The 23,571-nt window shown below is 69.5% G+C and carries 21 protein-coding genes; 11 read left to right on the top strand and 10 right to left on the bottom strand.

Features of this window, described 5'->3' with window-relative positions; translation table 11 throughout:
* Positions 1–41 precede the first annotated feature (41 nt).
* Genes speB through IM708_RS02405 form a run of 6 tightly spaced genes read left to right on the top strand, consistent with a single transcriptional unit; the run spans position 42 to position 5,589 of the window.
* On the top strand, positions 42–1,019 hold the full coding sequence (gene speB / locus IM708_RS02380; RefSeq protein WP_209424711.1) for an agmatinase: 978 nt from the start codon (positions 42–44) through the stop codon (positions 1,017–1,019).
* Positions 1,019–2,086 carry an extracellular solute-binding protein gene (locus IM708_RS02385; RefSeq protein ID WP_209424712.1) on the top strand — a complete coding sequence of 356 codons (1,068 nt, stop codon included), beginning with the start codon at positions 1,019–1,021 and terminating at the stop codon, positions 2,084–2,086. The genes speB and IM708_RS02385 overlap by 1 nt, the downstream gene beginning before the upstream one ends.
* A gap of 53 nt (positions 2,087–2,139) precedes the next feature.
* On the top strand, positions 2,140–3,174 hold the full coding sequence (locus IM708_RS02390; RefSeq protein WP_209424713.1) for an ABC transporter ATP-binding protein: 1,035 nt from the start codon (positions 2,140–2,142) through the stop codon (positions 3,172–3,174).
* Positions 3,171–4,025 (top strand): ABC transporter permease, encoded by an 855-nt coding sequence (locus IM708_RS02395; RefSeq protein WP_209424714.1) that lies wholly within the window; start codon positions 3,171–3,173, stop codon positions 4,023–4,025. Before IM708_RS02390 ends, IM708_RS02395 begins: the two co-directional genes overlap by 4 nt.
* Positions 4,022–4,816: an ABC transporter permease gene (locus IM708_RS02400; protein ID WP_209424715.1), complete on the top strand. Its 795-nt coding sequence runs from the start codon at positions 4,022–4,024 to the stop codon at positions 4,814–4,816. The genes IM708_RS02395 and IM708_RS02400 overlap by 4 nt, the downstream gene beginning before the upstream one ends.
* Positions 4,813–5,589 carry a carbon-nitrogen hydrolase family protein gene (locus tag IM708_RS02405; RefSeq protein ID WP_209424716.1) on the top strand — a complete coding sequence of 259 codons (777 nt, stop codon included), beginning with the start codon at positions 4,813–4,815 and terminating at the stop codon, positions 5,587–5,589. The genes IM708_RS02400 and IM708_RS02405 overlap by 4 nt, the downstream gene beginning before the upstream one ends.
* Before the next feature lie 112 nt (positions 5,590–5,701).
* On the opposite strand, the gene IM708_RS02410 is transcribed toward IM708_RS02405, so the two are convergent.
* The 6 genes from IM708_RS02410 to IM708_RS02435 form a co-directional block, all read right to left on the bottom strand.
* The gene (locus tag IM708_RS02410) at positions 5,702–7,225 is read right to left on the bottom strand and encodes a carboxypeptidase M32 (RefSeq protein WP_209424717.1); all 1,524 of its coding nucleotides are present in this window, start codon (positions 7,223–7,225) and stop codon (positions 5,702–5,704) included.
* A complete protein-coding gene (locus tag IM708_RS02415) occupies positions 7,222–8,232 on the bottom strand; it encodes an oligopeptide/dipeptide ABC transporter ATP-binding protein (protein WP_209424718.1) in 1,011 nt (336 codons plus the stop codon). Before IM708_RS02415 ends, IM708_RS02410 begins: the two co-directional genes overlap by 4 nt.
* Positions 8,229–9,194, bottom strand: a complete 966-nt coding sequence (locus IM708_RS02420) for an ABC transporter ATP-binding protein (protein WP_209424719.1) — start codon at positions 9,192–9,194, stop codon at positions 8,229–8,231. Before IM708_RS02420 ends, IM708_RS02415 begins: the two co-directional genes overlap by 4 nt.
* Positions 9,191–10,084: an ABC transporter permease gene (locus tag IM708_RS02425; RefSeq protein WP_209424720.1), complete on the bottom strand. Its 894-nt coding sequence runs from the start codon at positions 10,082–10,084 to the stop codon at positions 9,191–9,193. Before IM708_RS02425 ends, IM708_RS02420 begins: the two co-directional genes overlap by 4 nt.
* Positions 10,084–11,058: an ABC transporter permease gene (locus tag IM708_RS02430; protein ID WP_209424721.1), complete on the bottom strand. Its 975-nt coding sequence runs from the start codon at positions 11,056–11,058 to the stop codon at positions 10,084–10,086. The genes IM708_RS02425 and IM708_RS02430 overlap by 1 nt, the downstream gene beginning before the upstream one ends.
* Before the next feature lie 104 nt (positions 11,059–11,162).
* Entirely contained in the window at positions 11,163–12,740 is a 1,578-nt protein-coding gene (locus IM708_RS02435; protein ID WP_209424722.1) for an ABC transporter substrate-binding protein, read from the bottom strand.
* Positions 12,741–12,900: 160 nt separating this feature from the next.
* On the opposite strand from IM708_RS02435, the gene IM708_RS02440 reads away from it, so the two are divergent.
* Genes IM708_RS02440 through IM708_RS02460 form a run of 5 tightly spaced genes read left to right on the top strand, consistent with a single transcriptional unit; the run spans position 12,901 to position 17,352 of the window.
* Positions 12,901–13,935: a GntR family transcriptional regulator gene (locus IM708_RS02440; RefSeq protein ID WP_209424723.1), complete on the top strand. Its 1,035-nt coding sequence runs from the start codon at positions 12,901–12,903 to the stop codon at positions 13,933–13,935.
* Positions 13,907–14,608, top strand: a complete 702-nt coding sequence (locus IM708_RS02445) for a creatininase family protein (protein ID WP_209424724.1) — start codon at positions 13,907–13,909, stop codon at positions 14,606–14,608. Before IM708_RS02440 ends, IM708_RS02445 begins: the two co-directional genes overlap by 29 nt.
* Positions 14,605–15,624 (top strand): 2-dehydropantoate 2-reductase N-terminal domain-containing protein, encoded by a 1,020-nt coding sequence (locus IM708_RS02450; RefSeq protein WP_209424725.1) that lies wholly within the window; start codon positions 14,605–14,607, stop codon positions 15,622–15,624. Before IM708_RS02445 ends, IM708_RS02450 begins: the two co-directional genes overlap by 4 nt.
* On the top strand, positions 15,615–16,367 hold the full coding sequence (locus IM708_RS02455; protein ID WP_209424726.1) for an SDR family NAD(P)-dependent oxidoreductase: 753 nt from the start codon (positions 15,615–15,617) through the stop codon (positions 16,365–16,367). Before IM708_RS02450 ends, IM708_RS02455 begins: the two co-directional genes overlap by 10 nt.
* A gap of 55 nt (positions 16,368–16,422) precedes the next feature.
* On the top strand, positions 16,423–17,352 hold the full coding sequence (locus tag IM708_RS02460; protein WP_209424727.1) for an isoaspartyl peptidase/L-asparaginase: 930 nt from the start codon (positions 16,423–16,425) through the stop codon (positions 17,350–17,352).
* A gap of 147 nt (positions 17,353–17,499) precedes the next feature.
* Here the strand turns inward: IM708_RS02460 and IM708_RS02465 are convergent, their stop codons facing one another.
* The 4 genes from IM708_RS02465 to IM708_RS02480 form a co-directional block, all read right to left on the bottom strand.
* Positions 17,500–18,489 (bottom strand): Gfo/Idh/MocA family oxidoreductase, encoded by a 990-nt coding sequence (locus IM708_RS02465; protein WP_209424728.1) that lies wholly within the window; start codon positions 18,487–18,489, stop codon positions 17,500–17,502.
* Between the two features lie 142 nt (positions 18,490–18,631).
* The gene (locus IM708_RS02470; RefSeq protein ID WP_209424729.1) at positions 18,632–19,408 is read right to left on the bottom strand and encodes a sulfotransferase; all 777 of its coding nucleotides are present in this window, start codon (positions 19,406–19,408) and stop codon (positions 18,632–18,634) included.
* A gap of 139 nt (positions 19,409–19,547) precedes the next feature.
* Entirely contained in the window at positions 19,548–20,522 is a 975-nt protein-coding gene (locus IM708_RS02475; RefSeq protein WP_209424730.1) for a putative zinc-binding metallopeptidase, read from the bottom strand.
* A 93-nt stretch (positions 20,523–20,615) separates the two neighbouring features.
* The gene (locus tag IM708_RS02480) at positions 20,616–23,405 is read right to left on the bottom strand and encodes a glutamine-synthetase adenylyltransferase (protein ID WP_209424731.1); all 2,790 of its coding nucleotides are present in this window, start codon (positions 23,403–23,405) and stop codon (positions 20,616–20,618) included.
* Positions 23,406–23,571: the final 166 nt, after the last annotated feature.

Raw genomic sequence — 23,571 nt, forward strand, 5'->3', positions numbered from 1 at the left:
GCCGGGCAGACAAGGGAAGCGCGAAGGCCACGGGGGGTGCGATGAGCGAAAGACGCCTGAACCAGCCGCTGGGCGGCAACGAGATGCCGCGCTTCGGCGGACCGGCGACGATGATGCGCCTGCCCGCGCGGACGACGGCCGAGGGGTTGGACGCGGCCTTTGTCGGCATCCCGATGGACATCGGCACGTCGAACCGGTCGGGCACGCGCCACGGTCCGCGCCAGATCCGCGACGAAAGCCGGATGCTGCGGCCCTACAACATGGCCACCGGCGCCGCGCCCTTCGAGCAGTTGCAGGTGGCCGATATCGGCGACGTGCCGATCAACACCTTCGATCTGAAGAAATCGGTCGACATCATCACCGCCTTCTACGACGACGTGCTGGGCCACGGCGCGATCCCGCTGACGCTGGGCGGCGATCACACGCTGACCTGGCCGATCCTGCGCGCGATGCGGAAAAAGCACGGGCCCGTGGCGCTGATCCATGTCGATGCCCATGCCGACATCAACGAGGCGATGTTCGGCGAGACGGTCGCCCACGGCACCCCCTTCCGCCGCGCCTGGGAGGATGGCTGCCTGATCAACGAGAAGGTGTTCCAGATCGGCCTGCGCGGCACCGGCTATTCGCCCGAGGATTTCGACTGGGGCCGGCAGCAGGGCTGGACGGTCATCCAGGCCGAGGCCTGCTGGTATCGATCGATGATCCCGCTGATGGAAAGGATCCGCGACCGGATCGGTGACGCGCCGGTCTATCTGAGCTTCGACATCGACAGCCTGGACCCGGCCTTTGCCCCCGGCACCGGCACGGTCGAGCCCGGGGGCCTGAACATTTGGCAAGGGCTGGAGATCGTGCGAGGCTGTACCGGGCTGAACCTTGTGGGGGGCGACCTGGTCGAGGTGTCGCCGCCCTACGACCCGTCGGGCAACACGGCGTTGATCGGCGCCAACCTGCTATACGAGATGCTGTGCGTGCTGCCCGGGGTGGAACAGAAAACCGTAGTCGAACAGGGAGACTGGTAATGAAAAGACGTAGCTTCATCGCAACCGGGGCGGCGACCGGGCTGGGCCTGATGGCCGCGCCCGCGATCCTGCGCGCGCAGTCGGCGCCGCTGCGGGTCGGCACCTATGGCGGCTATTTCGAGGACAGCTTCAACGAGCACATCTTTCCCGATTTCACCGCCGAGACCGGGATCGAGGTCGAATCGATCGGCACGCCCACGGGCGAGGCCTGGCTGGTACAGTTGCAGCAGGCGGCGCGCGCCGGTCAGGCGCCGGCGGATGTGTCGATGATGGCGCAGGTCGCGCGCATCCGGGGCGAGCGCGCGGGATTGTGGGCGGAGTTGGACCCCGCGGCGGTGCCCAACCGCGAGAACCTGCCCGGGCATTTCGTCCACGAATATGAGGACGGGCGGTTCTACGGCACCGGGGCGGTCAGCTGGTACATCACCCTGGTCACCAATACCGAGGTCTACCCCGAGGCGCCGACAAGCTGGACCGCGCTCTGGGACGAGGAGAACCGCGACCGGCTGGGGCTGCTGGCGCTGGCGTCGAATTCGTTCCTGCTGGAGATCACCGCGGCCACGCATTTCGGCGGCACCGACATCCTGGCGACCGAAGAGGGCGTGATGGAGGTGCTGGACAAGCTGGCCGAGGTGCGGCCCAACGTCCGGCTCTGGTATCGCGACGAGGGGCAGTTCCAGCAGGCGCTGCAATCGGGCGAGATCCCGATGGGGCAGTATTACCACGACGTGACGGGACTGGCCGCGGCGGACGGGCAGCCCGTGCGCTCGACCTTCCCCGAGGAGGGCGCGGTGCTCGATTCCGGGTCCTGGGTGGTGTCATCGGCGTCATCCGCCATCGACCGCGCGCAGGAGTTCATCGACTACATGGCGCGGCCGGACGTGCAGGCAAAGCTCGCGCGCTTCGTCGGCACGGCGCCGACGGTGAACCGGGAGTTGACCGATCTTTCGGACGAGGAATTCGGCGCGGTGGCGTCGGACCTGCCGCCGATCCTGCCCTATTACGACCTCTATGTGGATCGGTCGGACTGGGTGAACCAGCGTTGGGCCGAGATGATCACCGGCTGATCGCGCGGCCGGCCCGGATGTGCCCCCGGGGCCGGCCCTTTCGGGATGCACGCATGACCGAGCTGACGCTGCGCGGGCTGACCAAGCGCTTCGGGTCGCTGACCGCGGTCGAGGACGTGACGCTGGAGATACCCAACGGCCGGTTCGTCTGCCTGCTGGGCCCGTCGGGTTGCGGCAAGACCACGCTTCTGCGCCTGATCGCGGGGCTGGAGGAACCCAGCGCCGGGCAGGTGCTGGTCGGCGGGCAGGACCAGACGCGGGTGCCCACGCACAAGCGCGACTTCGGCATGGTGTTCCAGTCGCTGGCGCTGTTTCCGCATCTGACGGTGGCCGAGAATGTCGCCTATCCGCTGGCGATCCGCGGGGTGGACCGCGCGAGCCGGCGCAAGCGCGCGACCGAATTGCTGGATCTGGTGCGGCTGCCCGATGTCGGCGACCGGCGCATCCACCAGCTCTCGGGCGGGCAGCGACAGCGTGTCGCCATCGCCCGCGGGCTGGCGATCGATCCGAAGGTGTTTCTGCTCGACGAGCCCTTGTCGGCGCTGGACGCCAACCTGCGCGAGCACATGCAGGTCGAGTTGCGCCAGTTGCAGGAGCGGCTGGGCGTGACCACCGTGGTCGTCACCCACGACCAGAAGGAGGCGCTGACCATGGCCGACGTGCTGATCGTCATGGACAAGGGCCGGGTGCAGCAGATGGGCGCGCCGATGGACCTTTACCGCGACCCGGCCAACGCCTTTGTCGCGGGCTTCATCGGGTCGACCAACCTGATCCCCTGCCGGCTGGCGGGGCGCGCGGTCGAACTGGCCGGCACGCGGATCGAGTTGGCCGAGGGCGACCGGGTGAAATGCGCGGACGGCGACGCGGTGCTGTCGGTGCGCCCCGAGGACGTGCGCTTTGCCGAGGCGGGCCTGCTCGCGCGCGTGACCTTCATCCGCGATCTGGGCGAAAGCGTGCAATTCACGCTGGATCTGGACGGGCGCGAGGTGAGCGCGTTGTTTGCGCCACGCGAGCGCCCGGGGGTGGGTCTGGGCGACAGCGTGCATCTGGCCTTCGAGCCCGGTCAGCGGGTGGTGCTGGCGCCATGAGCGCGGGTGTGGGCCGGACGACGCCGGGCTGGCTGGGGGCGATCCCGGCGGTGTGGCTGGCGGTGCTGTTCCTGATCCCCTTCGCGATCATGCTGTCGGTCAGCGTGGCGCAGCGCGTGCCCGGCGGGTTTTTCGAGCCGGGGTTCGAACTGGCAAGCTATGCGCGGCTTTTCACCGCGTTCTTCGGGCGCATCCTGCTGACCTCGGTGCTGATCGCCGGGGGCGCGGCGCTGATCTGCGTGGCGCTGGCGTTTCCGTTCACGGTGATCCTGGCGGGGATGCGGCGGCGCGCGCAGACGCTGGTGCTGGTCATGCTGCTGGCGGTGCTGTCGCTGTCCGAGGTGATCATCGGGTTTTCGCTTTCGACGCTGCTGTCGCGGACGGCGGGGGTCGGCAACCTCTTTGCCGCGCTGGGGCTGACCGAGACCTCGCAGGCCTATACGCCGGGGCTGTTCGCGCTGATGGCGGGGCTGTGCTATCTGGGCTTTCCCTATGCGGTGCTGGTGCTTTACCCGCCGGTGTCGCGCTTGGATCCCGAACTGGGCGAGGCGGCGCGTTCGATGGGCGCCTCGCCCTTGCGCGGGTTCCTGACGGTGACCGTGCCGGTCTTGCGCGCGCCGATCCTGGGGGCGCTGATCCTGGTCTTCGTCTTCACTTTGGGCGCTTATCTGCTGCCGCAACTGCTGGGCCGGCCGCGGCACTGGACGCTGTCGGTGCATATCACCGACCAGGCGATCTTTCAGTCCAACCTGCCGCTGGCGGCGGCGATGGCGGTGGTGCTGCTGCTGGTCGCGCTGGCGATGGTCGGGCTGGCGCTGCTGCTGGGCCGGCAGCGGGAGGCGGGCGCATGAGGTCGCTGGGCGCGCTTTACGTGATCGCGATCCTGCTCTTGCTGGCCGCACCGCTGGTCGTGGTCACCGGCGTGTCGCTGAACGGCGGGCAGAGCCTGAACTTTCCGCCGCAGGACATGTCGCTGCGCTGGTACGGGGCGCTTTTCCAGCAGCCCGACTGGCTGGGACCCCTGCGCAATTCGGTGCTGATCGCGGCGCTGGCGAGCCTGCTGGCGGTCGCGGTGGCGCTGCCGCTGGCGCTGCATGTCTGGGCGCGCGGCGGCTGGCTGGGGCGCGCGCTCTATACGCTGGGGGTGGCGCCCTTCATGCTGCCGCCGGTGATCACGGCGCTGGGGTTTCTGGTCTTCTGGATCTCGCTGGGCATGTACGGGCAGTTCAGCGCGACGGTGGTGTCGCACGCGGTCTTTCTGGTGACGCTGCCGGTGGTCACGATCTCGCTGGGTCTGCAGGCCATCGATCCTGCGCTGATCGAGGCCGCGCGGGTGATGGGGGCGCCGCGCGCAAAAGTGCTGCGCACGGTCGTGCTGCCGCTTATCGTGCCCTACATGATCTCGGGCTATGCGTTTGCCTTCGTCCTCAGCCTGAACGAATACATCATCGCCTACATGGTCGCGGGCTTCACGGTGGAGACGTTGCCGATCAAGATCTTCAACAGCCTGCGCTACGGCTACACGCCGATCATGGGGGTGGTGTCGGTGCTGTTCGTCGCCATCGCGGTCGCGGTCTTCGGGCTGATCGGGCGGTACGGCAACCTGCCAAGGCTGCTGGGTGCGGAAAGGGTGCGGGAATGAGCGGGTGCAAGCTGGCGCTGTGGCAGGGGGCGGGCGTGCCGGGCGATCTGCCGGCAACTGTCGCCGAGGTGGCGCGGGTGGCGGGGCTGGCAGCGGGGGCCGACCTGCTGGTCTTCCCCGAGGGGTTTCTGACCGGCTACCACATCCCGGGCCTTGCCCCGGGCGGGTTGCCGGGGGTCGAGGATGCGCTGGCCGAGGTCGGTGCGATTGCGGCGCAATCGGGCCTGACGCTGGTCATGGGCACGCATACCGATACCGGCGGGGCGCTGCACAACTCGGCGGTCGTCTTCGATGGGACGGGGGCGGAACTGGGGCGCTATCACAAGCGCACGCTTTTCGGCGGGTGGGAGCAGGCGACCTTCGTGCCCGGCGACCAGCCCCTGACCTTCACCGCCGGCGGGCTGCGTGTGGGCGTGGCGATCTGCTACGATGTGGAGTTCCCCGAACTGATCCGCGCCTATGCGCGCGAAGGCGTGCAACTGGTCGTCGTGCCGACCGCGCTGATGGCCCCGCACGACCGGGTGGCGCGGCTGGTGGTGCCGGTGCGGGCGCTGGAGAACCAGATCTTCCTCGGCTACGCCAACCGCTGCGGGCAGGAGCCGGGGCTGGACTTCGTCGGGCTGTCGTGCATCTGCGGGCCGCGCGGGCAGGTTCTGGCCGAGACCGGCACCGGGTCGGCAATGGTCAGCGCGCAACTGGACCCCGCGATGCTGGCCGCCGAGCGCGCCGAGAGCAGCTATCTGGACGATCTGGCGACCTTTCGGCTGGTTTGAGTTCCACCGCTTGCCGGCGAGGGTGTGCACGCGTGCACGTCCAAGCAAGCTACTGGAATCCTTGCGGGTCTCGCCGCCGTTAACCGCAATGAAACTTTCGGCCCCGGCCCCGTCAGGCCGTGCCCAGTTCCGGCGCGTGGCGGCGGGTCAGGTGTGCCAGATAGGGCATGGGGTCGAGGGGGCGGCCGGTCAGGCGCTGCAGGAGTGCGTCGCGCGAGAGCGACCGGCCGTGCCGCCAGATCCCGTCCGCGAGCGCGCTGCGCAGTCCCTCCAGCCGGCCGGCGGCGAGGTCTTCCGACAACGTCGGGATGCTTTCCCGCAGATGCGCCATAATCTGCGCAGCCATGACATTGCCGATCGTGTAGGTGGCGAAGGATCCGATATAGCCCGAGGACCAGTGCACGTCCTGCAGGCAGCCGCGCGCGTCGTCGGGCACGGTGACGCCAAGGTCGCGCGCCATCGCGGCGGCCCAGGCCTGCGGCACGTCGGCGGGTTTCAGGCTGCCGTCCATCAGCGCCATCTCGATCTCGACCCGCAGCATGATGTGCAGATCGTAGGAGACCTCGTCCGCCTCGACCCGGATCAGGCCGGGCGTGGTGCGGTTGACGGCGGCGGCGAATTCGCCCGCGGTGACGTCGGACAGCTGGTCGGGGAAATGCGCGGCCAGACGGTCGAAATGCAGCGCCCAGAAGGCCGGGTCGCGCGCCACATGCATCTCGATCAGGCGCGACTGGCTTTCGTGCGCGCCAAAGCTGGTGCCGCCGACGGCATAGAGCGAGATCAGGTCGGTGGCATGCGCGGTGCGGGTGAAGTCGGGCGCGACGTTCTGCTCGTAGAGCGCGTGGCCGACCTCGTGCGCGGTGCCGAAGATCGAGGCGGCGATGTAATCGGGGGTGAAGCGCGTGGTGATCCGCACGTCCTGCCGGGTGAAGCTGACCTCGAACGGGTGCACGGCGGTATCGAGCCGGCCGCGGGCGAAGTCATAGCCCAGATGCGTGGCGAGTTCGTGGGCGAAGGCGCGCTGGCCGGCCTCGGGGTAGGTGCGGAAGAGGAAATCGTGGCGGGGCTGCGGGCGGGCGCGCGCGGCCTCGAGGATCGGGCGCAGCCCGGCGCGGAGTCGGCCGAAGAGCGACTGGAGGGAGGCGGCGGTTTCGCCGGGCTCGAACCCCGCCAGCATCGGGTCGTAGGGGTGGCCTGTGAAGCCGAGGCAGTCGGCCTGTTCGCGGGCCAGCGCCACGGTGCGTTCCAGCCAGGGCAGGAAGATCGAGAAATCCGAGCGCGCGCGCGCCTCGGCCCAGGCGGCCTGCGAAACAGGGGCGGTTTCGGCCTGCGCCTGCAGAAGGCGCGCGGGCAGGCGCGTGTGATGCTCGATGGCGGCGGCGACGGCCAAAGCCTCGGCCCGGTCGGGGTTTTCGGCGGGCTGGCCGTCGGTGCGGGCCAGTGCCGCGTCGCAGACGCGGCGCATGTCGGGCGACAGGATCAATTCGCGCGCCTGGCCCTTGAGCGTGGCGATCTGCTGGCCGCGGGTCGCCGCGCCTGCTGGCGGCATCTGCGTGCGCGCGTCCCAGGTCAGCAGGTTCGCGGCGCAGAGAAAGTCGTTCACCCGGGCGGTGAGTTCGGTGAGGGTCTGGGTCATGCTGCGAGTTCCACCCCGCCGGTGTTGAGATGGCAGGCGACGCCGTGGCCGGGCGCGGCGGGCGAGAGGGCCGGCACCTCGACCCGGCAGCGGGGGCCGGCATGGGGGCAGCGGGGATGAAAGGCGCAGCCGGGGGGCGGGTTCAGTGGCGAGGGGATCTCGCCCTTGATCGGGTGGAACTCCCGCCTTCCGGTGCCGAGGACCGGGATCGATTCGAAGAGAGCGCGCGTGTAGGGATGCTGCGGGTCGTTGTAGATGCGCTCGGCCGGGGCGAGTTCGACAACGCGGCCCAGATACATGATCGCGACGCGGTCGGACACATGCCGCACCACGCCGAGGTCGTGCGAGATGAAGAGCGCGGTCAGCCCCAGTTCGCGGCGCAGTTCCAGAAAGAGGTTCAGCACCTGCGCCTGGATTGAGACGTCGAGCGAGGCCACGGCCTCGTCCAGGACCAAGAGGTCGGGGTTCATGGCGAGCGCGCGGGCGATGGCGATGCGCTGGCGCTGGCCGCCCGAAAACTGGTGCGGCAGGCGCCCGGCATAGGACGGCTCCAGCCCGACCCGGCCAAGAAGGTCGCGCACCATCGTGTCGACCTGCGCGCGCGGCACGACGCGGTGGTGATGCGGCCCCTCGCTGATGGTCTGGCCGACCTTGATGCGGGGGTTGAGGCTGGCGAAGGGGTCCTGGTGGATCATCTGGACCTGCGTCGTCAGCTTTTCGGCCGCACCCCCGCGGTCGCGGGCCACGGGCTTGCCGTCCAGCGTGATGCTGCCCGCCGAGGGCATGTAGATGCCCGAAACGATGCGGCCCAGCGTGGACTTGCCGCAGCCGGATTCGCCGACAATGCCCAGCACCTCGCCCCGCGCGACCTCGAGCGTGACATCGGTCAGGGCGTGGACGGTCTGCGTGGCGTCGGGGCCGCCGACGGCGTGCAGCATCCGCTCGGCCAGATTGGGGTGGCGGGTGAAGCGCTTGGAAACGCCGGTGATCTGCAGAAGCGCGCTCATGCGTCCCCCAGCGGGTGATGGCAGCGGGCGGAATGGGTGGCGGTGCCGACCTCGGGCGGGTCGGTGGTGCAGAGGTCGCTCGCCCGCGGGCAGCGGTTGCGGAACGGGCAGCCCGAGGGCAGGTTCAGAAGCGACGGCGTGGAACCCGGGATCTGCGGAAGCGGCTTGCCGGGTTCGTGGCGCGCCGGCACGCTGTCCATCAGGCCGCGGGTATAGGGATGCAGCGGGCGGGCGATCACCGCCTCGGCCGGGCCGCGTTCGACGATGCGGCCGGCGTACATCACGCAGATGTCGTCGGCCAGCGACGAGACGACGGCGAGGTCGTGCGTGATCCAGACGATGGCGGTGCCGGTATCGTCGGCGAGCCTGCGCACCTCGGCCAGGATCTGGCCCTGGATGGAGACGTCGAGCGCGGTGGTGGGTTCGTCCGCGATCAGCACCGCGGGCTGGTGCAGGATGGCGATGGCGATGGCGACGCGCTGGCGCATCCCGCCCGAGAGCTGGTGCGGATAGGCGTGCAGGCGTTCGGCGGCGGCCGGGATGCCCACCACCTCGAGCGCGGCGCGCGCCCGGTCCCAGGCGGCGCGGGTCGAGACGCGGTCATGGGCGCGCACGGCGCGGGCCATCTGGTCGCCGACGCGCAGCACCGGGTTGAGCGTCATCATCGGGTCCTGGAAGACCATCGACACGGCCTTGCCGCGCATCTTGCGCATCGCCTCGGGCGTAAGGCCGCGCAGGTCGGTGCCGGCGACCAGGACCTGACCGCCCGAGACGCGGCCCGGCGGGTCGACGAGGCCGAGGATGGAAAAGCCGGTGACCGACTTGCCCGAGCCGCTTTCGCCGACGAGGCCCAGGATCCTGCCCCGCCCCACCGAGAACGAGACATCGTTGACCGCCGTCACGATCCCGGCGCGGGTCTCGAACTGGGTGGTCAGGCCCGCGACTTCGATTGCCGCGCTCATAGCCCCTGCCTCGGGTCCAGCACGGTGCGCACCTGATCGCCCACGAGGTTGATCGCCACCACGGTGATCATCAGGGCGAAGCCGGGATAGAGCGAAAGCCATGTGCGGTCCGTGTGAATGTAGCGAAAGCCGTTCGAGATGAGCGAGCCGAGGGAGGGTTCGGTCAGCGGCAGGCCGACGCCGAGGAACGACAGCGTCGCCTCGAGCGCGATGGCGGCGGCGACCTGCACGGTGGCGACGACGATCAGGGGCGGCATGACGTTGGGCAAGAGGTGGCGGAAGAGGACGCGGTAGGTCGGCAGCGGGGTGGAGCGCGCGGCCTCGATATAGTCCTTGCGGCGTTCGACCGTGGCGGCGCCGTGGGTGGTGCGGGCGAAATAGGCGTATTGCGCAACGACCAGCGCCAGCACGATCTGCCCGACGCCCGAGCCAAGGAGCGCGACCAGCACCAGCGCCATCAGGATCGCCGGCATCGACAGCTGCAGGTCGACGACGCGCATCAGCACGGCCTCCAGCCGGCCGCCGAAATAGGCGGCGGTCAGGCCGACGGCGATGCCGGCGGTCAGCGCCAGCGCGCCCGCCGAGAGGCCGATGATGAAGCTGGTACGCAGCCCGTAAAGCACCGCCGAAAGCATGTCGCGCCCGACGTTGTCGGTGCCCAGGACGTGAACATAACCGCCCGATCCGACCGTGCCGGGGGGCAGGAAGGCGTCCAGCCAGTCGAGGTTGCGCAGATCGTAGGGGTCCTGCGGTGCGACCCATTCGCAGGCGAAGGCCAGGAAGAGCAGCACCAGGATCACGGCCAGCGCCACGACCGCCACCCGCGATTGGGCGAAATCCGACCAGAACTCGGACAGGCGCTGGCGGCGGGTGGTCTCGGCGACGGCCATCACTCCTCTCCCTTCAGGCGGACGCGCGGGTCGAGCCGGGCGTAGACGATGTCCACGACGAGGTTGATCAGCACGAAGAGGATGACGACCATGACGAGGTAGGACACCATCACCGGCCGGTCGAGTTGCAGGATCGAATCGATGATCAGCTTGCCGACGCCGGGCCAGTTGAAGACGCTTTCGGTGACCACCGCGAAGGCCAGCGTCGAGCCGAGTTCAAGCCCGAAGACGGTGACGATGGGGATGGAGATGTTGCGCAGGACATGGCCGAAGACGACCTCGCGTTCGCTGAGGCCCTGGGCGCGGGCGAACTTGACGTAGTCGGCGCGCATCGCCTCGACCATGCCGGCGCGAGTCAGGCGGATCATCAGGCCCATCTTGAACAGCGACAGGTTGATCGCCGGCAGCAGCACATGCGACCAGCCCTCGGCCGAGGTCAGTGAGGTGCGAAAGCCCAGGAACTCGGCCACCAGGCCGCGCCCGCCCGAGGGCAGCCAGCCGAGGTTCACCGCGAAACCCATGATCAGCAGCATCCCGATCCAGAAGGTCGGGACCGAAAAGCCGAGGATCGACAGCGCCATGATCGCCTTGGACGAGAAGCTGTCGGGCTTGTAGCCCGCCCAGATGCCCAGCGGCACGCCGAGCGCGGTGGCCAGGAACATGGCGACGAACACGAGTTCCAGCGTCGCCGGAAGGCGCGAGAAGATCAGCGAGGTGACCGGCACGTTGTAGACCATCGAGCGGCCCAGATCGCCCTGCGCGACATTGGTCACGAAGGTGAAATACTGGCGCCAGAGCGGTTGGTCGAGGCCGTAGCGTTCGATGAGCGCGTCGCGGATCGATTGGGTGGCGCCCGGATCGATCAGCACGTCGATGGGGTTGCCGATGGCGTAGACGCCGACGAAGACGATCACCGACATGGCAAAGACCACGAGGACCGATTGCATCAGGCGCTGGAGGATGAAGGCGATCATGGGGACCTGCGGATGGGAAAACCCCGGCCGGCGGGCCGGCCGGGGTCAATGTGCAAGGCGGGGATCGGTCAGGTTCGCCCTGACCGACAAGCCCCGGACCGGGATCAGTCGGATACCGGCGTGATGCGGTAGGCCAGCGTTTCCTGATCGACCCGCGGGGTGAAGGTCAGGGTGCCCGTCGGCGCGGCCCAGACCGTCTGCAGGATCACCGTCGGGATCAGCGCGCGGTCTTCCATGACGATCCGCGAGGCTTCCTCGTAAAGTTCGCGCCGCGCATCGTCATCGAGGTTCTCGCGCGCCTGCTGGAAGAGGTCGTCGAACTCGGCGTTCGAATAGCCCGTGCGGTTGAAGGCGCCGAGGCCCAGTTCGGGGTCCTTGGTGTGCAGAAGCGAGCCGTAGGTATAGGACGCCTCGCCGGTCAGGGTGCCCCAGGCGGACATGGCGAGCGAGTATTCCTCGCGCGCGGCGGCCGGGAAGAAGACCGTGCCGTTGAGCGCCTGCGCGTTCACCGTCAGGCCCAGGCGCGACCACATCTGCGCCAGCGCCTCGCACACGACCGAGTCGCCGGGGACGCGGTTGTTGGTGCAGGTGAAATCGATCTCGAACCCGTCGGCGTAGCCGGCTTCCTCGAGCAGGCGGCGGGCCTCGTCGAGGTTGTATTCGCGCGGGCCGAGTTCGGTCGAGTAGCCGAAGAAGCCCTCGGGCATCAGCTGGTTGGCGGGCGTGCCCAGCCCTTCGAGCACGACGCGGACCAGCGTGTCACGGTCGATGGCCAGATCGAGCGCGGTGCGCACGCGCAGGTCCTGCAGCGGGTTCTCGTCGATCTCCTGACCGTTGACGCGGACCTTCTGCGGCAGTTCGTCCCGCACCACCGGCTGCACGTTCAGGATGTAGACCGAATCCGACACGAAGGTGTCGAGGCTTGAGTCGTTCTGCATCGTCAGGTAGTCCGACGCCGGGACGTAGTTGATCAGGTCGACCTGGCCCGAGCGCAGCGCGGCAACGCGCGCGGCGTCATCGGGGATTTCCTTGCGCACGACGCGCTCCCAATGCGGCGCCTCGCCCCAGTAGTCGTCGAAGCGTTCCATCACCAGATCGCCCTTCGGCTCCCAGCTGACGAAGCGATAGGGGCCGGTGCCGATGGCGGATTCGCCCGAGTTGAACTCCTCGTTGCCGACCTCCATGCCGATCGAGGCGGGCACGACGAAGAGGCGGATGAAGTCGTTGGGCAGCGACGGCGCGGTACCGGCAGTGTGGACGTGCAGCGTGTAGTCGTCGATCACCTCGACCGATTCCACGGACTTGGTGTAGATCGTCATCGACATCGGGCCGGTGACTTCGGGGATACGCTCGATCGAGAACTTGACGTCCTCGGCGGTCAGGTCCGAGCCGTCGTGGAACTTGACGCCTTCGCGGATCTTGAATTCCCAGGTCGTGGGGCTGATCGGCTCCCAGCTGGTGGCCAGCGCGGGTTCCAGCTGCAGGTTCTCGTCCACGCCGACGAGCGTGTCGAAGATGTGGCGCAGCGCTTCGGCCTGGCTGCCGAGCGTGGACCAGTGGGGGTCGATCGAATCCGGCCCGGCCCGCAAGCCGATGGTCAGATCCTGTGCCATGACGGGCAGGGTCGCCCCCGCCATGATGGCCAGCGCCGCTACTCCGGCGCGAAGGGTATTGAGAGTCATGGCTTCCTCCGCATTGTCGCCAAGTGTTATCATTGACTGGCACACTATGCGTGGTTTCCGACGGCGGTCAAGCCGTTTCGCGCAACTTCCGTACGTATAGGACGGAAAGCGCGTAATAAATGGACTTGCCGCACAAAGTGTATTCATGCATTGATACGGCATGGCCAAGAACAGGACCCCCATTGCCGCCGCTCTGCGCCCGATCGTGACGGCGATCGACCGCTCGTCGCCGATCCCGGTGTCGGTCCAGCTGCGCGGCGCGCTGGAGTTCGGCATCGCCACCGGCGAGTTGCCCGAAGCCATGCGCCTGCCCTCGGTCCGGTCGCTGGCGCGGATGTTCGGCCTGTCGCCGGTCACCGTGGCCGGGGTCTATGCCGGGCTGCGCGACGCCGGGCTGATCGAAAGCCGGGTCGGCGCCGGCAGCTTCGTCGCCCGCAACCGGACCGACATGGCGCCGGAGTTCGAGAAACACCGCGAACTGCGCCGGCGTATCGCCGAACTGGTGCGGCTGGGCGCGGAACTGGGCCTGTCGCCGGCGGAACTGGCCGCGCGCCTGTCCAGCAGCCCCGGCCTGGCCGGCTGCCACGGGCTGCGCATCGCCGTGCTCAGCCACTTCCCCGCCACCACCGAAATCTACGCGCGCACGCTTTCGGCCCATGTCGGCAGCGGCGACACGGTTTTTGCGATGACCTTCGACGACCTCAAGGCCGGCGGGCCGCCGAATGCCGACCTGATCGTCACGCCGCGCAACCTGGTCACGGACGCCGCGCAGCTCTGCCGGCACCTGCCGGTGGTCGGGCTGACCTTCATCCCCGACGAGGCGACGCGCGTCAGCCTGGCGTCGCTGCAGCCCGAAACACGGGTGCTGGCGGTGTCCTATTTCCCGCATTTCCTGCCGCTGATGAAAACCGGCCTGCAGCGGTTCGCGCCGCATGTGCTGGACATGCAGACCATGGCCCGCGACGACCCCGGCCTCGACGCCGCCGCCGCCGAAGCCGGGGTGCTGATCTACGCCTCCGGCGCCGACTACCTGGCCGAGCGGATCAGCGGCGCGCAGACCGCCATCGAGTACCTGCACACGCCCGATCCCCGGTCGATCCGCGACGATCTGCTGCCGGCGCTGGACGCGCGGCGGGCCGAACTGATCACCCAACGAGGGGAGAGTGATGCGCATCAGCGACTGCAACTGGTTTGAGGTCGAAGACTACCTCAAGCATGACGACCGCTGCGTGCTGCCGCTGGGCAGCACCGAGCAGCACGCCTACCTGAGCCTGTCGGTCGATTCGATCCTGGCCGAGAAGATGGCGAGTGACGCCGCCGAGCCCCTGGGCGTGCCGGTCTTTCCCGCCGTCGCCTACGGCCTGACGCCCTATTTCATGGGCTTTCCCGGCTCGGTCTCGCTGCGGCTCTCGACCTATGCGGCGCTGGTGCGCGACATCCTCGACAGCCTCTACGCGACCGGCTTCCGCCGCGTGCTGATCGTCAATGGCCATGGCGGCAACAGCCCGGTGCAGCCGGTGACGATGGAGTGGATGGCCGACAAGTCGGGCGCGCGGGCGCGGTTTCACAACTGGTGGAACGCGCCGGCGACCTGGGCCAAGGTGCAGGAAATCGACCCGCAGGCGAGCCACGCATCCTGGATGGAGAACTTTCCCTGGACCCGCCTGCCCGGCCGCACCTTGCCCGACCAGCGCAAGCCGATGGTCGATTTCGACCGCCTGCGCGACCGCGACGCCCGCGCCGTGCGCGAGCTGATCGGCGACGGAAACTACGGCGGCTATTATCAGCGCCCCGATGCCGACAGCCATGCGCTGTGGGAAACTGGCGTCGCCGAGACGCGCGCGCTGCTGGAAGGGGACTGGGCATGAACCAACCGATCCTGATCTGGGGCACCGGCGCCATCGGCGGGGTGCTGGCGGCCTATTGGGCGCGCGCCGGCCAGCCCGTGCGCGCCGTCGACATCGTGGCCGAGCATGTCGCGGCGATGCGCGAGGGGGGCTTGCATATCGAGGGGCCGGTGGAGGAATTCACCCAGCGCCTCGATGCCGTGACGCCGGACGAGGTAACCGGCACCTACGACCGCATCGTGCTGGCGGTGAAGGCGCACCACACCGAGGCCGCGCTGGAGCAGTTGCTGCCGCATCTGGCGCCCGGCGGCTTCATCCTGTCGGCGCAGAACGGGCTGAACGAGCGGGTGATCGCCGCGCGCGCCGGGGCGGAGCGGACCATGGGCTGCTTCGTCAACTTCGGCGCCGACTGGCTGGAGCCGGGGCGCGTCCTCTACGGCAACCGCGCCGCCGTCGCCGTGGGCGAACTGGACGGCAGCACCACCCCGCGCCTGCAGGAAATGCACGCGCTTCTACGCATCGTCGAGCCCGAGGCGGTGATGACCGACAACATCTGGGGCTATCTCTGGGGCAAGATGGGCTATGGCGCGCTTCTCTTCGCCACGGCGCTGACGCACGATTCCATGTCCGATTCGCTGGCCCGCACGGCGCATTACCCGGTCTTCCGCGCCCTAGGGCAGGAGGTGATGGCGCTGGCCGCGGCGCAAGGGATCACGCCCGTGGGCTTCAACGGTTTCGACCCCGCGGCCTTTGCCCCCGGCGCGCCCGAGGCGGCGATGCAGGCCTCGGTCGCGGCGATGGTCGCGCACAACCGCAAGACCGCCAAGACCCATTCCGGCATCTGGCGCGACCTGGCCGTGCGCAAGCGCAAGACCGAGGTCGACGCGCAGATCGCGCCGATGGTGACGATCGGGCGCGACCTGGGCGTGCCGGTGCCGGTTCTGTCGCGGCTGGTGGACCTGATCCACGAGATCGAGGATGGCCGGCGCGAACAATCGGTGGGGGCGCTCGACGCGCTGGTGCCGGCATGCGCGTAGATCTGGGCGGAAAGCGGTTCCTGGTCACCGGCGCCGCGCAGGGCATCGGCGCCGAGATTGCGCGGCAGTTGCTGGCCGCCGGCGCCGAGGTGATCGCGGTGGACATGGACGCGGCCGGGATGGACCGGCTGGGCGACCTGCCCGGCCTTACGCGCCAGGTCTGCGATCTGGGCGACCGCGACGCGGTGCGCGCCATGATCGAGACGGTCAGCGCCGATGGCCCGGTCCTCGGCTATGTCGGCAGCGCCGGCGGCGTGCGCGGCCAGGTCGGCGGCCCGGTCGAGGAGGTGACGCCGGAGCGCTGGCGCACGATCTTCGAGGCCAATGTCGAAGGCACGCTCTGGTGCGTGCAGGCGCTGGCGCCCACGATGCGCACGGCGGGCTGGGGGCGGGTCGTCACCATCTCCTCGGGCGCGGGGCTGCGGCCCAGCCTGACCGGGCTGCACGCCTATTGCGCCGCCAAGCACGCGCTGGTCGGGCTGACCCGGCAACTGGCGCTGGACCTGGGGCCGCAGGGGATCACGGTCAATTCCATCGCGCCGGGCTTCGTGCTGTCCAACCCCTCGACCGAGAAGCAATGGGACGCCTTCGGGGCCGAGCGTCAGGCGGCGGTGGTCGGCAACATCCACATGCGCCGGCTGGGCCGGCCCGAGGATATCGCGCCCGCCGTGGTTTTCCTCGCCTCGGATCAGGCGGGGTGGATCTCCGGCCAGGTGCTGTCGGTGGACGGGGGCCATGCCTGAGCGGATGGACCCGGAAAATCGCGCGGGGTCGCGCGGCAACAGGACGGAAGACCAGATGACGAAATTCTCGATCGCACTCCACGGCGGGGCCGGCACCATACGCAAGGCCTCTCTGACCGAAGACGCGGCGGCGGGCTACCACGCGGCGCTGCGCGACGCGCTGGAGGCGGGCGCGGCGGTGCTGCGCGCCGATGGCACGGCACTGGATGCGGTGACCGCCGCGGTCATGGCGCTGGAGGATGCGCCGCTTTTCAATGCCGGGCGCGGTGCGGTCTTCAACAGCGACGGCGTGCAGGAAATGGACGCCGCGATCATGGACGGCCGGGACCGCCGCGCCGGCGCGGTGGCCGGTATCTTCGGGCCGCGCAACCCGATCCTCGCCGCCCGCGCGGTGATGGAGCGCAGCGCGCATGTGATGATGATCGGCGAGGGTGCCCTGAAGCTCGCGCGCGAGGCGGGGCTGACCTTTGCAGACCCCGACCACTTCTTCACCGAGGCCCGCTGGAAGGCGCTGCAGGACACGCTGCGCATGCGCGCCACCGGGGCCGAGGACGACGACCCCGCGCGCCGCCACGGCACCGTCGGCGCCGTCGCCCGCGATCGGGCCGGCAACCTCGCCGCCGCCACCTCGACCGGCGGCATGACCGCCAAGACGCCGGGCCGCGTCGGCGACACGCCGATCATCGGTTCCGGCACCTTCGCCGACAACGCCACCTGCGCCGTCTCCGGCACCGGCCATGGCGAGGTCTTCATCCGCTTCGCCGCGGCGCACGAGATCGCCGCCCGGATCCGCCACGCCGGCCAGTCGCTGGCGGATGCGGCGGATTGGGTGGTGATGCAGGACCTGGCAAAGAACGACGGCAGCGGCGGCCTCGTCGCTGTCGACGCGCAGGGTCGCGTCGCCCTGCCCTTCAACTGCGAAGGCATGTACCGCGCCGCAATCGAACACGAAGGCCCGGCCATGACCCGCATTCACGACGCCTGAGCGCAGGGCGAGACCCGATCGCCCGCCTTCCGGCGCCCGCGCCAAAAGTTTCATTGCGGTTAACGGCGCGGAACTCTGCTTTGATAACATGGGCTTGGCGAAGTGCTCAAATTTGAGCACCCCGCCGTCCGGCGCCCGCGAAACGGATCAGCCCGTGGGCGCGCCCTCCGTGCGCGCGACCGGTTGGCGCTCGTCCGGTGTCGTGGCGCCGGTGCAGATCGCCTCGAAGAGCGCGATCCCGGCCAGCCCCTCGTCTCGCGTCACCGGCCAGGGCGCGCCGCCGCCGACCGCTTCGGCAAAGGCCTCCAATTCGGCGGCCTCCTTGTCGAAGCCGCCGAAATCGATGCGCGTCTCGGGCGCGCCCGCCCGGGCATAAATCAGCCGTCCCTCGCCATCCATCGCCGCGCGCCCCTCGGAGCCCAACACCTCGATCCGCCAGGTGCGGCCGGGGCCGTTGATCGTGGTCAGCAGGCCGATCGCGCCGCTGTCGAAATCGATGGCGGCGGTCAGCGTGCGCGGGCGCGCCAGATCCTCGCCCCGCGTCATCACGCGCACGGCCTCCGCGCGCAGCCCCAGCCCCATCATCGCGTCGACGACATGGATGCCCAAGCCTGCCATGCCGCCCGCCGGGCTTTCCTCGACCCGGCTGCGCCAGTGGTCCGGCGTGTAGCCCGCCTGCGCCCAGGAATGGTTGCCGAAAACCTGCAAGATCTCGCCCAGGTGGTTCGACTGCACCAGCTCCAGCAGCCGGCGATAGGCGGGCAGAAAGCGCCGGTTATGCGCCGCCGCCAGCAAGACCCCGGCAGCGTCGGCGGCGTCCCAGGCCGTGCGCGCCTCTGCCAGCGTCAGGGTCAGCGGCTTTTCGCACAGGACCGGCCGTCCCTGCGCGGATGCCGCGACGATCTGCGCGCCATGCTGGCTGTGCGGGGTGGCCAGCACCACGGCATCGATATCGTCGCGCGTCAGGATCGCGTCCAGATCCGGCAGAACCTCGATCCGCTGGCGTTCGGCGAAATCCGCCGCCCGTTCCGGCCGGCCCGTGGCCGCGGCGACAAAGCGGATCCGCTCGGACCGTCCCTGCACCGAATTCACTAGGACCTGTCCCCAGCGCCCCAACCCGACGATCGCCGCCCTCATCATCCGTCCTGCCCCTTCACGCCTTCCGCGACCCGCTGTCGCCCGCGCCGGTTATCGCCGGCACGCATCTGGCGCAGCTTTCCCGCAACCGCGCGCCGGCGCAACCCCGATACCAACCCGCGCCCGTCTGGGATGCGCCCGTTCACCGCAGATCGTAGCCATAGTCCGCCGCCAGCGCGGCGCAGCGTTGCGCCACCTTGGCGCGCTCCTCCTGCGAAAGGATGTCCAGGTACTGGTTGCGCTCCTCGTGCGCGTCCCGGGCGGAATAGACCCCCTCCTGCGTGCCGAGGCCCGAGAAGGCCAGCAGCGTCCGCATCGAGGCCACCGGGTCGGCGGTCACGTCCTCGTAGCGCAGTTCCAGCAGGCGGTCGTTCAGGCGGGCCCGCATCTGCCGGATGATCGTCACCGCCTCGATCCAGTAATTGCAGGCGCCGTGGATGTCGGTCACCTTCATCACCTTGCCCAGTTTCAGACTGGCGACGACATTGAGCGGGTTGCGGACCAGGTGCAGGATGCGCGCCTTCGGAAACTCGGCCAGGATCAGGGGCAGGCCGTAGACGTTCTGCGGGGTCTTGTCGAACCAGCGGTAGTCGTCCAGCCCGCGCGCCCCGGCCATGTGGTGGACATGCCGGCACAGCAACTCGCCCCGCGTGCGCGACTGCATCAGCATCTTCCGGAACGCCTCGGGCGGGATGCCGTCGATCTCGCGGTGTTTCAGCAGCGTTGGGGAATTGAGCAGCGGATGGCTGTGCCCGCCGGTGCGGAACGGCTCGCCATAGCGGAAATAGTGCGTCTCCTCGGGGCAGATCACGTTCGGCTGGCGGCGCAGAAGGTCCCTAACCAGCGTGGTGCCCGAGCGCACGCAACCCAGGATGAACAGCGGCTCGGACCGTGCCGGTAGGGGTGGAGGGGATGGCATCGAGGCTCCAACGCGTCTGCAGGGCGGATCGCGTTCGCGGATAATCGTTCCGCCGGGGGGTCGCAAGGGGCCGGGGCGGCGCGGGCGCGGGCTCGCCGTCCCGCCAGGGCCCGGCGGCTGTCCCGAGCCTGGACGGCGCCTAACGCGCGGTCGGCAGCGCCAGCCAGTAGAGGGCGAAGGCCAGCTTCTTTCGCGCGCCCGCAGAGTTGACGAAGGGATAGAGGTCCGGCTGCCCGACGGCGCGATTGACGTGGTTCATCGCCACGCCGATGGCGATCGCGGCGTCCAGCAGGTGCGCGGGGTCGGTTTCGGCAAAGGCGTCGTATCCTTCGGCGGGCGCGGCGGCGGCGCTGAGCCCGGCGGCGAGGAAGCTGTCGACGATGTCGGTCAGGTGCATGGCGTGCGCGGCGCTCTCGGCCCAGTCTTCGTGAGGATGCGCGGCGGCATAGGGCGTGACATGCGCCGCCTGCCACTCCGCCGGCGGTCCCTGATCGTAATGGCGCGCCAACGCGGCCGCGTAGTCCTGCGTCTCGTCCCCCATGAGGGCGCGAAAATCGGTGACGAAGACGTCCGAGTCCGACAACCGTTCGAAAAGGAAATGCGCGATCTCGTGGCGGAAATGGCCGATCAGGGTGCGATAGGGCTCGCCCAGCATCTCGCGCCGGCGCACGCGTTCAGACGCATCGGCCTCGGCGAGGTTGATCGTCACCAGGCCCGACGCGTGCCCCATCATGACGCTGACCGGGCCGCCGGCGGTGGCCTCGGCCAGCATGTGGAACTCGGGGCGCGGGCCGTTGTCGCGCGGGTCGAACCAGCCCCACCGCATCAGCCCGGCCAGCACATGCCGCTTCGCCGCCTCGGCCCGGGCCCACAGAAGGCCGTTGCCCGGCACAGACAGGTCGGGGTGCACACTGGTCAGGCGACAGCTTTCGCAGAAATGCCGGCCCGGCGCGCAGATCCAGTTGCAGCCGAGTCGGTCGCGGTTGGCGCAGAACGGCTGGTCGGTCACGAAACGCTGCGCCACCGGATCGTGCCCGACGGCCAGACCGCAGCTGCAGACCAGGTTCCCGAAGAACAGGTTCGCGCGGCAGTCCGGGCAGTGGAATATCTTCATCGCGGTGATCCCTGACGGGGCGGCCTGCCCGTCAGGCGCCCCGGCCTGCAAGGATACCATCGCCGCGCCTGCATCGCACGGGCTTTGCAAGGATCACGCGTCGGTCGCGTCCGGCAGGGCCGCGCTGACGATCCGCGCGGCGGCGCTCGTGCGGGCCTCGATCTCGGCGCTCAGGGCGGCCAGATCGTCCGCGCCGGTTTCGCGCAGCAGCAGCGCGAGGCCCCCCTTGCCGAGCGTGGCGGGATTGACCGGACCGCCGCCCAGCAGCCGCAACGTGCAATGGACACGCCACAGCAGCCGGTACGCCGCGCCCAACTCCGCCTCGTCGTCTGTATCGATCACCCCGGCGCGGCGGGCGGCCAGCAGCTGCTGTTCGGTCCGCCGCGCCGGCGAGGCGGCGCGCAAGGCACCCATCTGCGCGAACAACTCGATCTCCTGCAGTCGGCCCGGACCGTCCTTGACATTCAGCCCGCCCTGCCCCGGCTTGGCCGCGCGCAGGCGCGCGCGCATCGCCGCGACATCCGCCGCGATGCCGTCGCCCTGCGCCTTCTCGGCCAGAAGCGTGCGGCGGAAGTCCTCGATCTCCTCGAAAAGGTTGACGGCGCCGGCGACCGGGCGGGCACGGGTCAGCGCCAGATGTTCCCAGGTCCAGGCCTCGTCACGCTGGTAGTTGCGGAAGGATTGCAGCGCGGTCGCCACCGGCCCCTGCCGGCCCGACGGACGCAGGCGCATGTCGACCTCGTAAAGCCGCCCTTCGGCCATCGGGGCCGAGAGCGCGGTGACCAGCGCCTGCGTCAGCCGCGCATAGTAGGGGCGCGAGGTCAGCGGGCGCGATCCCTCGGACGCGTCGCCACTGTCGGCATCGTAGATCACGATCAGGTCCAGGTCGGACTCCGCGTTCAACCGCTGCGCGCCCAGCGACCCCATGCCCAGGACCACCGCCCCCCGCCCCGGCGGATCGCCGTGCTTGCGCGCGAACTCGGCCAGAACCACCGGCCAGAGCGCGGCAATCACCGCATCGGCCAGTTGCGCGTATTGCGTCGCGGCCTCGAACGCGTCGATCACCCCGCGCAGATGATGGACCCCCACCCGGAAATGCCATTCCTTGGCCCAGGCGCGGGAGCGGTCGAGTTTGCGCTCGTAGTCGCCCGCGGCGCGCAACTGCGCCGCCAGATCGGCCTGCAGCGCCACCGCGCCCGGCCAGTCGGCAAAGAAGTCGCCACCAATCACCGCGTCGAAGACGCCCGAGTTCCGCGCCAGGTACTGCCCCAGTTGCGGCGCGGTGGCGCAGACGTCGATCAGAAGATCGATCAGGCTGGGATTGGCGTCGAAGAGCGAAAATAGTTGCACGCCGGCCGGCAGCCCGCCGAGGAACCGATCGAAGCTGACCAGCGCCTCCTCGGGATGTGCGGCGCGCTGCAGGCGTTCAAGGATCTCCGGCCGCAGCCGCTTGAAGATCTCGCGCGCGCGGGCCGAGCGCAGGGCGGGATAGGCGCGCCAGCCCTCGACGATCTCGCGCTGCGTGTCGCTGATCTCGGGCATCGGTGCGGCCTCGGCGGGGGCGAAGAAATCCTCGGTCAGCACTGCGACTTCTTCCAGACGCTCCTTCAGATGCGCGCGAAACGCCTCGGTGTCCGCCTCGCCCAGAAAGCGCGCGATCCGGTCGAACCCCTGCGGGTTGCCGGGCAGAAGCTGGGTCTGCGCGTCGCCCACCATCTGCAGCCGGTGTTCCAGCTCACGGTGCGCGCGGTAATGCGCCTGCAGCTTTTCCGAGACCTCGCCGGGCACCCAGCCCTTGGACGCCAGCGCCGACAACCCGCCCAGCGTGTCGCGCTGGCGCAGGTCGGGATCGCGGCCGCCGGCGATCAACTGCCGGGTCTGGGTGAAGAACTCGATCTCGCGGATGCCGCCGCGCCCCAGCTTCAGGTCGTGCCCGTCCAGCGACAGCGCCCCGCCCAGTCCCTTGTGGGTGCGGATACGCAGGCGCATGTCGTGCGCGTCCTGGATCGCGGCGAAATCCAGATGCCGGCGCCAGACGAAGGGGCGCAGGGTTTCCAGGAAGCGCCACCCCGCCGCGATGTCGCCGGCGCAGGGCCGCGCCTTGATATAGGCGGCGCGTTCCCAGGTCCGGCCCAGGCTTTCGTAATACCGCTCCGCCGCGTCCATCGAGATGCAGACCGGGGTGACGCTGGCGTCGGGGCGCAGGCGCAGGTCGGTGCGAAAGACATAGCCCTCGCCGGTGTGGTCCGACAGCGTCGCCGCCGCCTTGCGCGTCGCCCGGATGAAGGCGGCGCGCGCGTCGTGATAGTCGTCGGCGTCGAAGCGCGACTCGTCGAAGAGGCAGATCAGGTCGATGTCCGAGGAATAGTTCAGCTCGAACGCGCCCATCTTGCCCATCGCCAGCGCCACCATCCCGGCGCCGGATTCGGCGTCGTCGGCTTGCGCGCCGGGCAGCTTGCCGCGCCGGATCTCCTCGCCCAGATGGGTGGCCAGCGCGCGCTGGACGGCGGCATCGGCAAAGCGGGTCAGCGCGCCGGTCACCTCCTCCAGCGGCCAGACGCCGGCCAGATCGGCCAGCGCGACCAGCAACGCCACCCGCCCCTTGGCCTGGCGCAGCGCGCTGTCGGTGGCCTTCGGGGTGTCGGGCTGCAAACCGGCCAGCAGGCCATCGAGCGCGGCTTCGGGTCCATCGTGCAGGGCGGCGCGCAGCCAGTCGGCCTCGCCCTCGATCAGGGCCTTCAGGAAGGGGCTGCACCCGGCCGTGCCGACCAGCAGCTCGCGCAGCTCGGGCGCAAGGTCGTCGAACTGCGCTGCGACCTCGGCGCCGGCCTCGCGGTCGAAGGGAAGGGGTACACGGCTGAGTCGCGCGGCAAATCCGGTCATCGCGCGATTGTCGCCAAGCCGCGCCCAAGGTCAACGCGGTCGCTGCCATCGCTGCCCGAATAACGGGCGCGCGACACAAAATTTCGCCGACGGGCCGGGAAAACTGCCGAAAATGACTGGAAACCTGCATTTCCGTGTTATCTTCCACCGCACGAGCAATGGAGGA

It is taken from the genome of Pararhodobacter sp. SW119 (assembly GCF_017811755.1).
GTDB lineage: Bacteria > Pseudomonadota > Alphaproteobacteria > Rhodobacterales > Rhodobacteraceae > Pararhodobacter.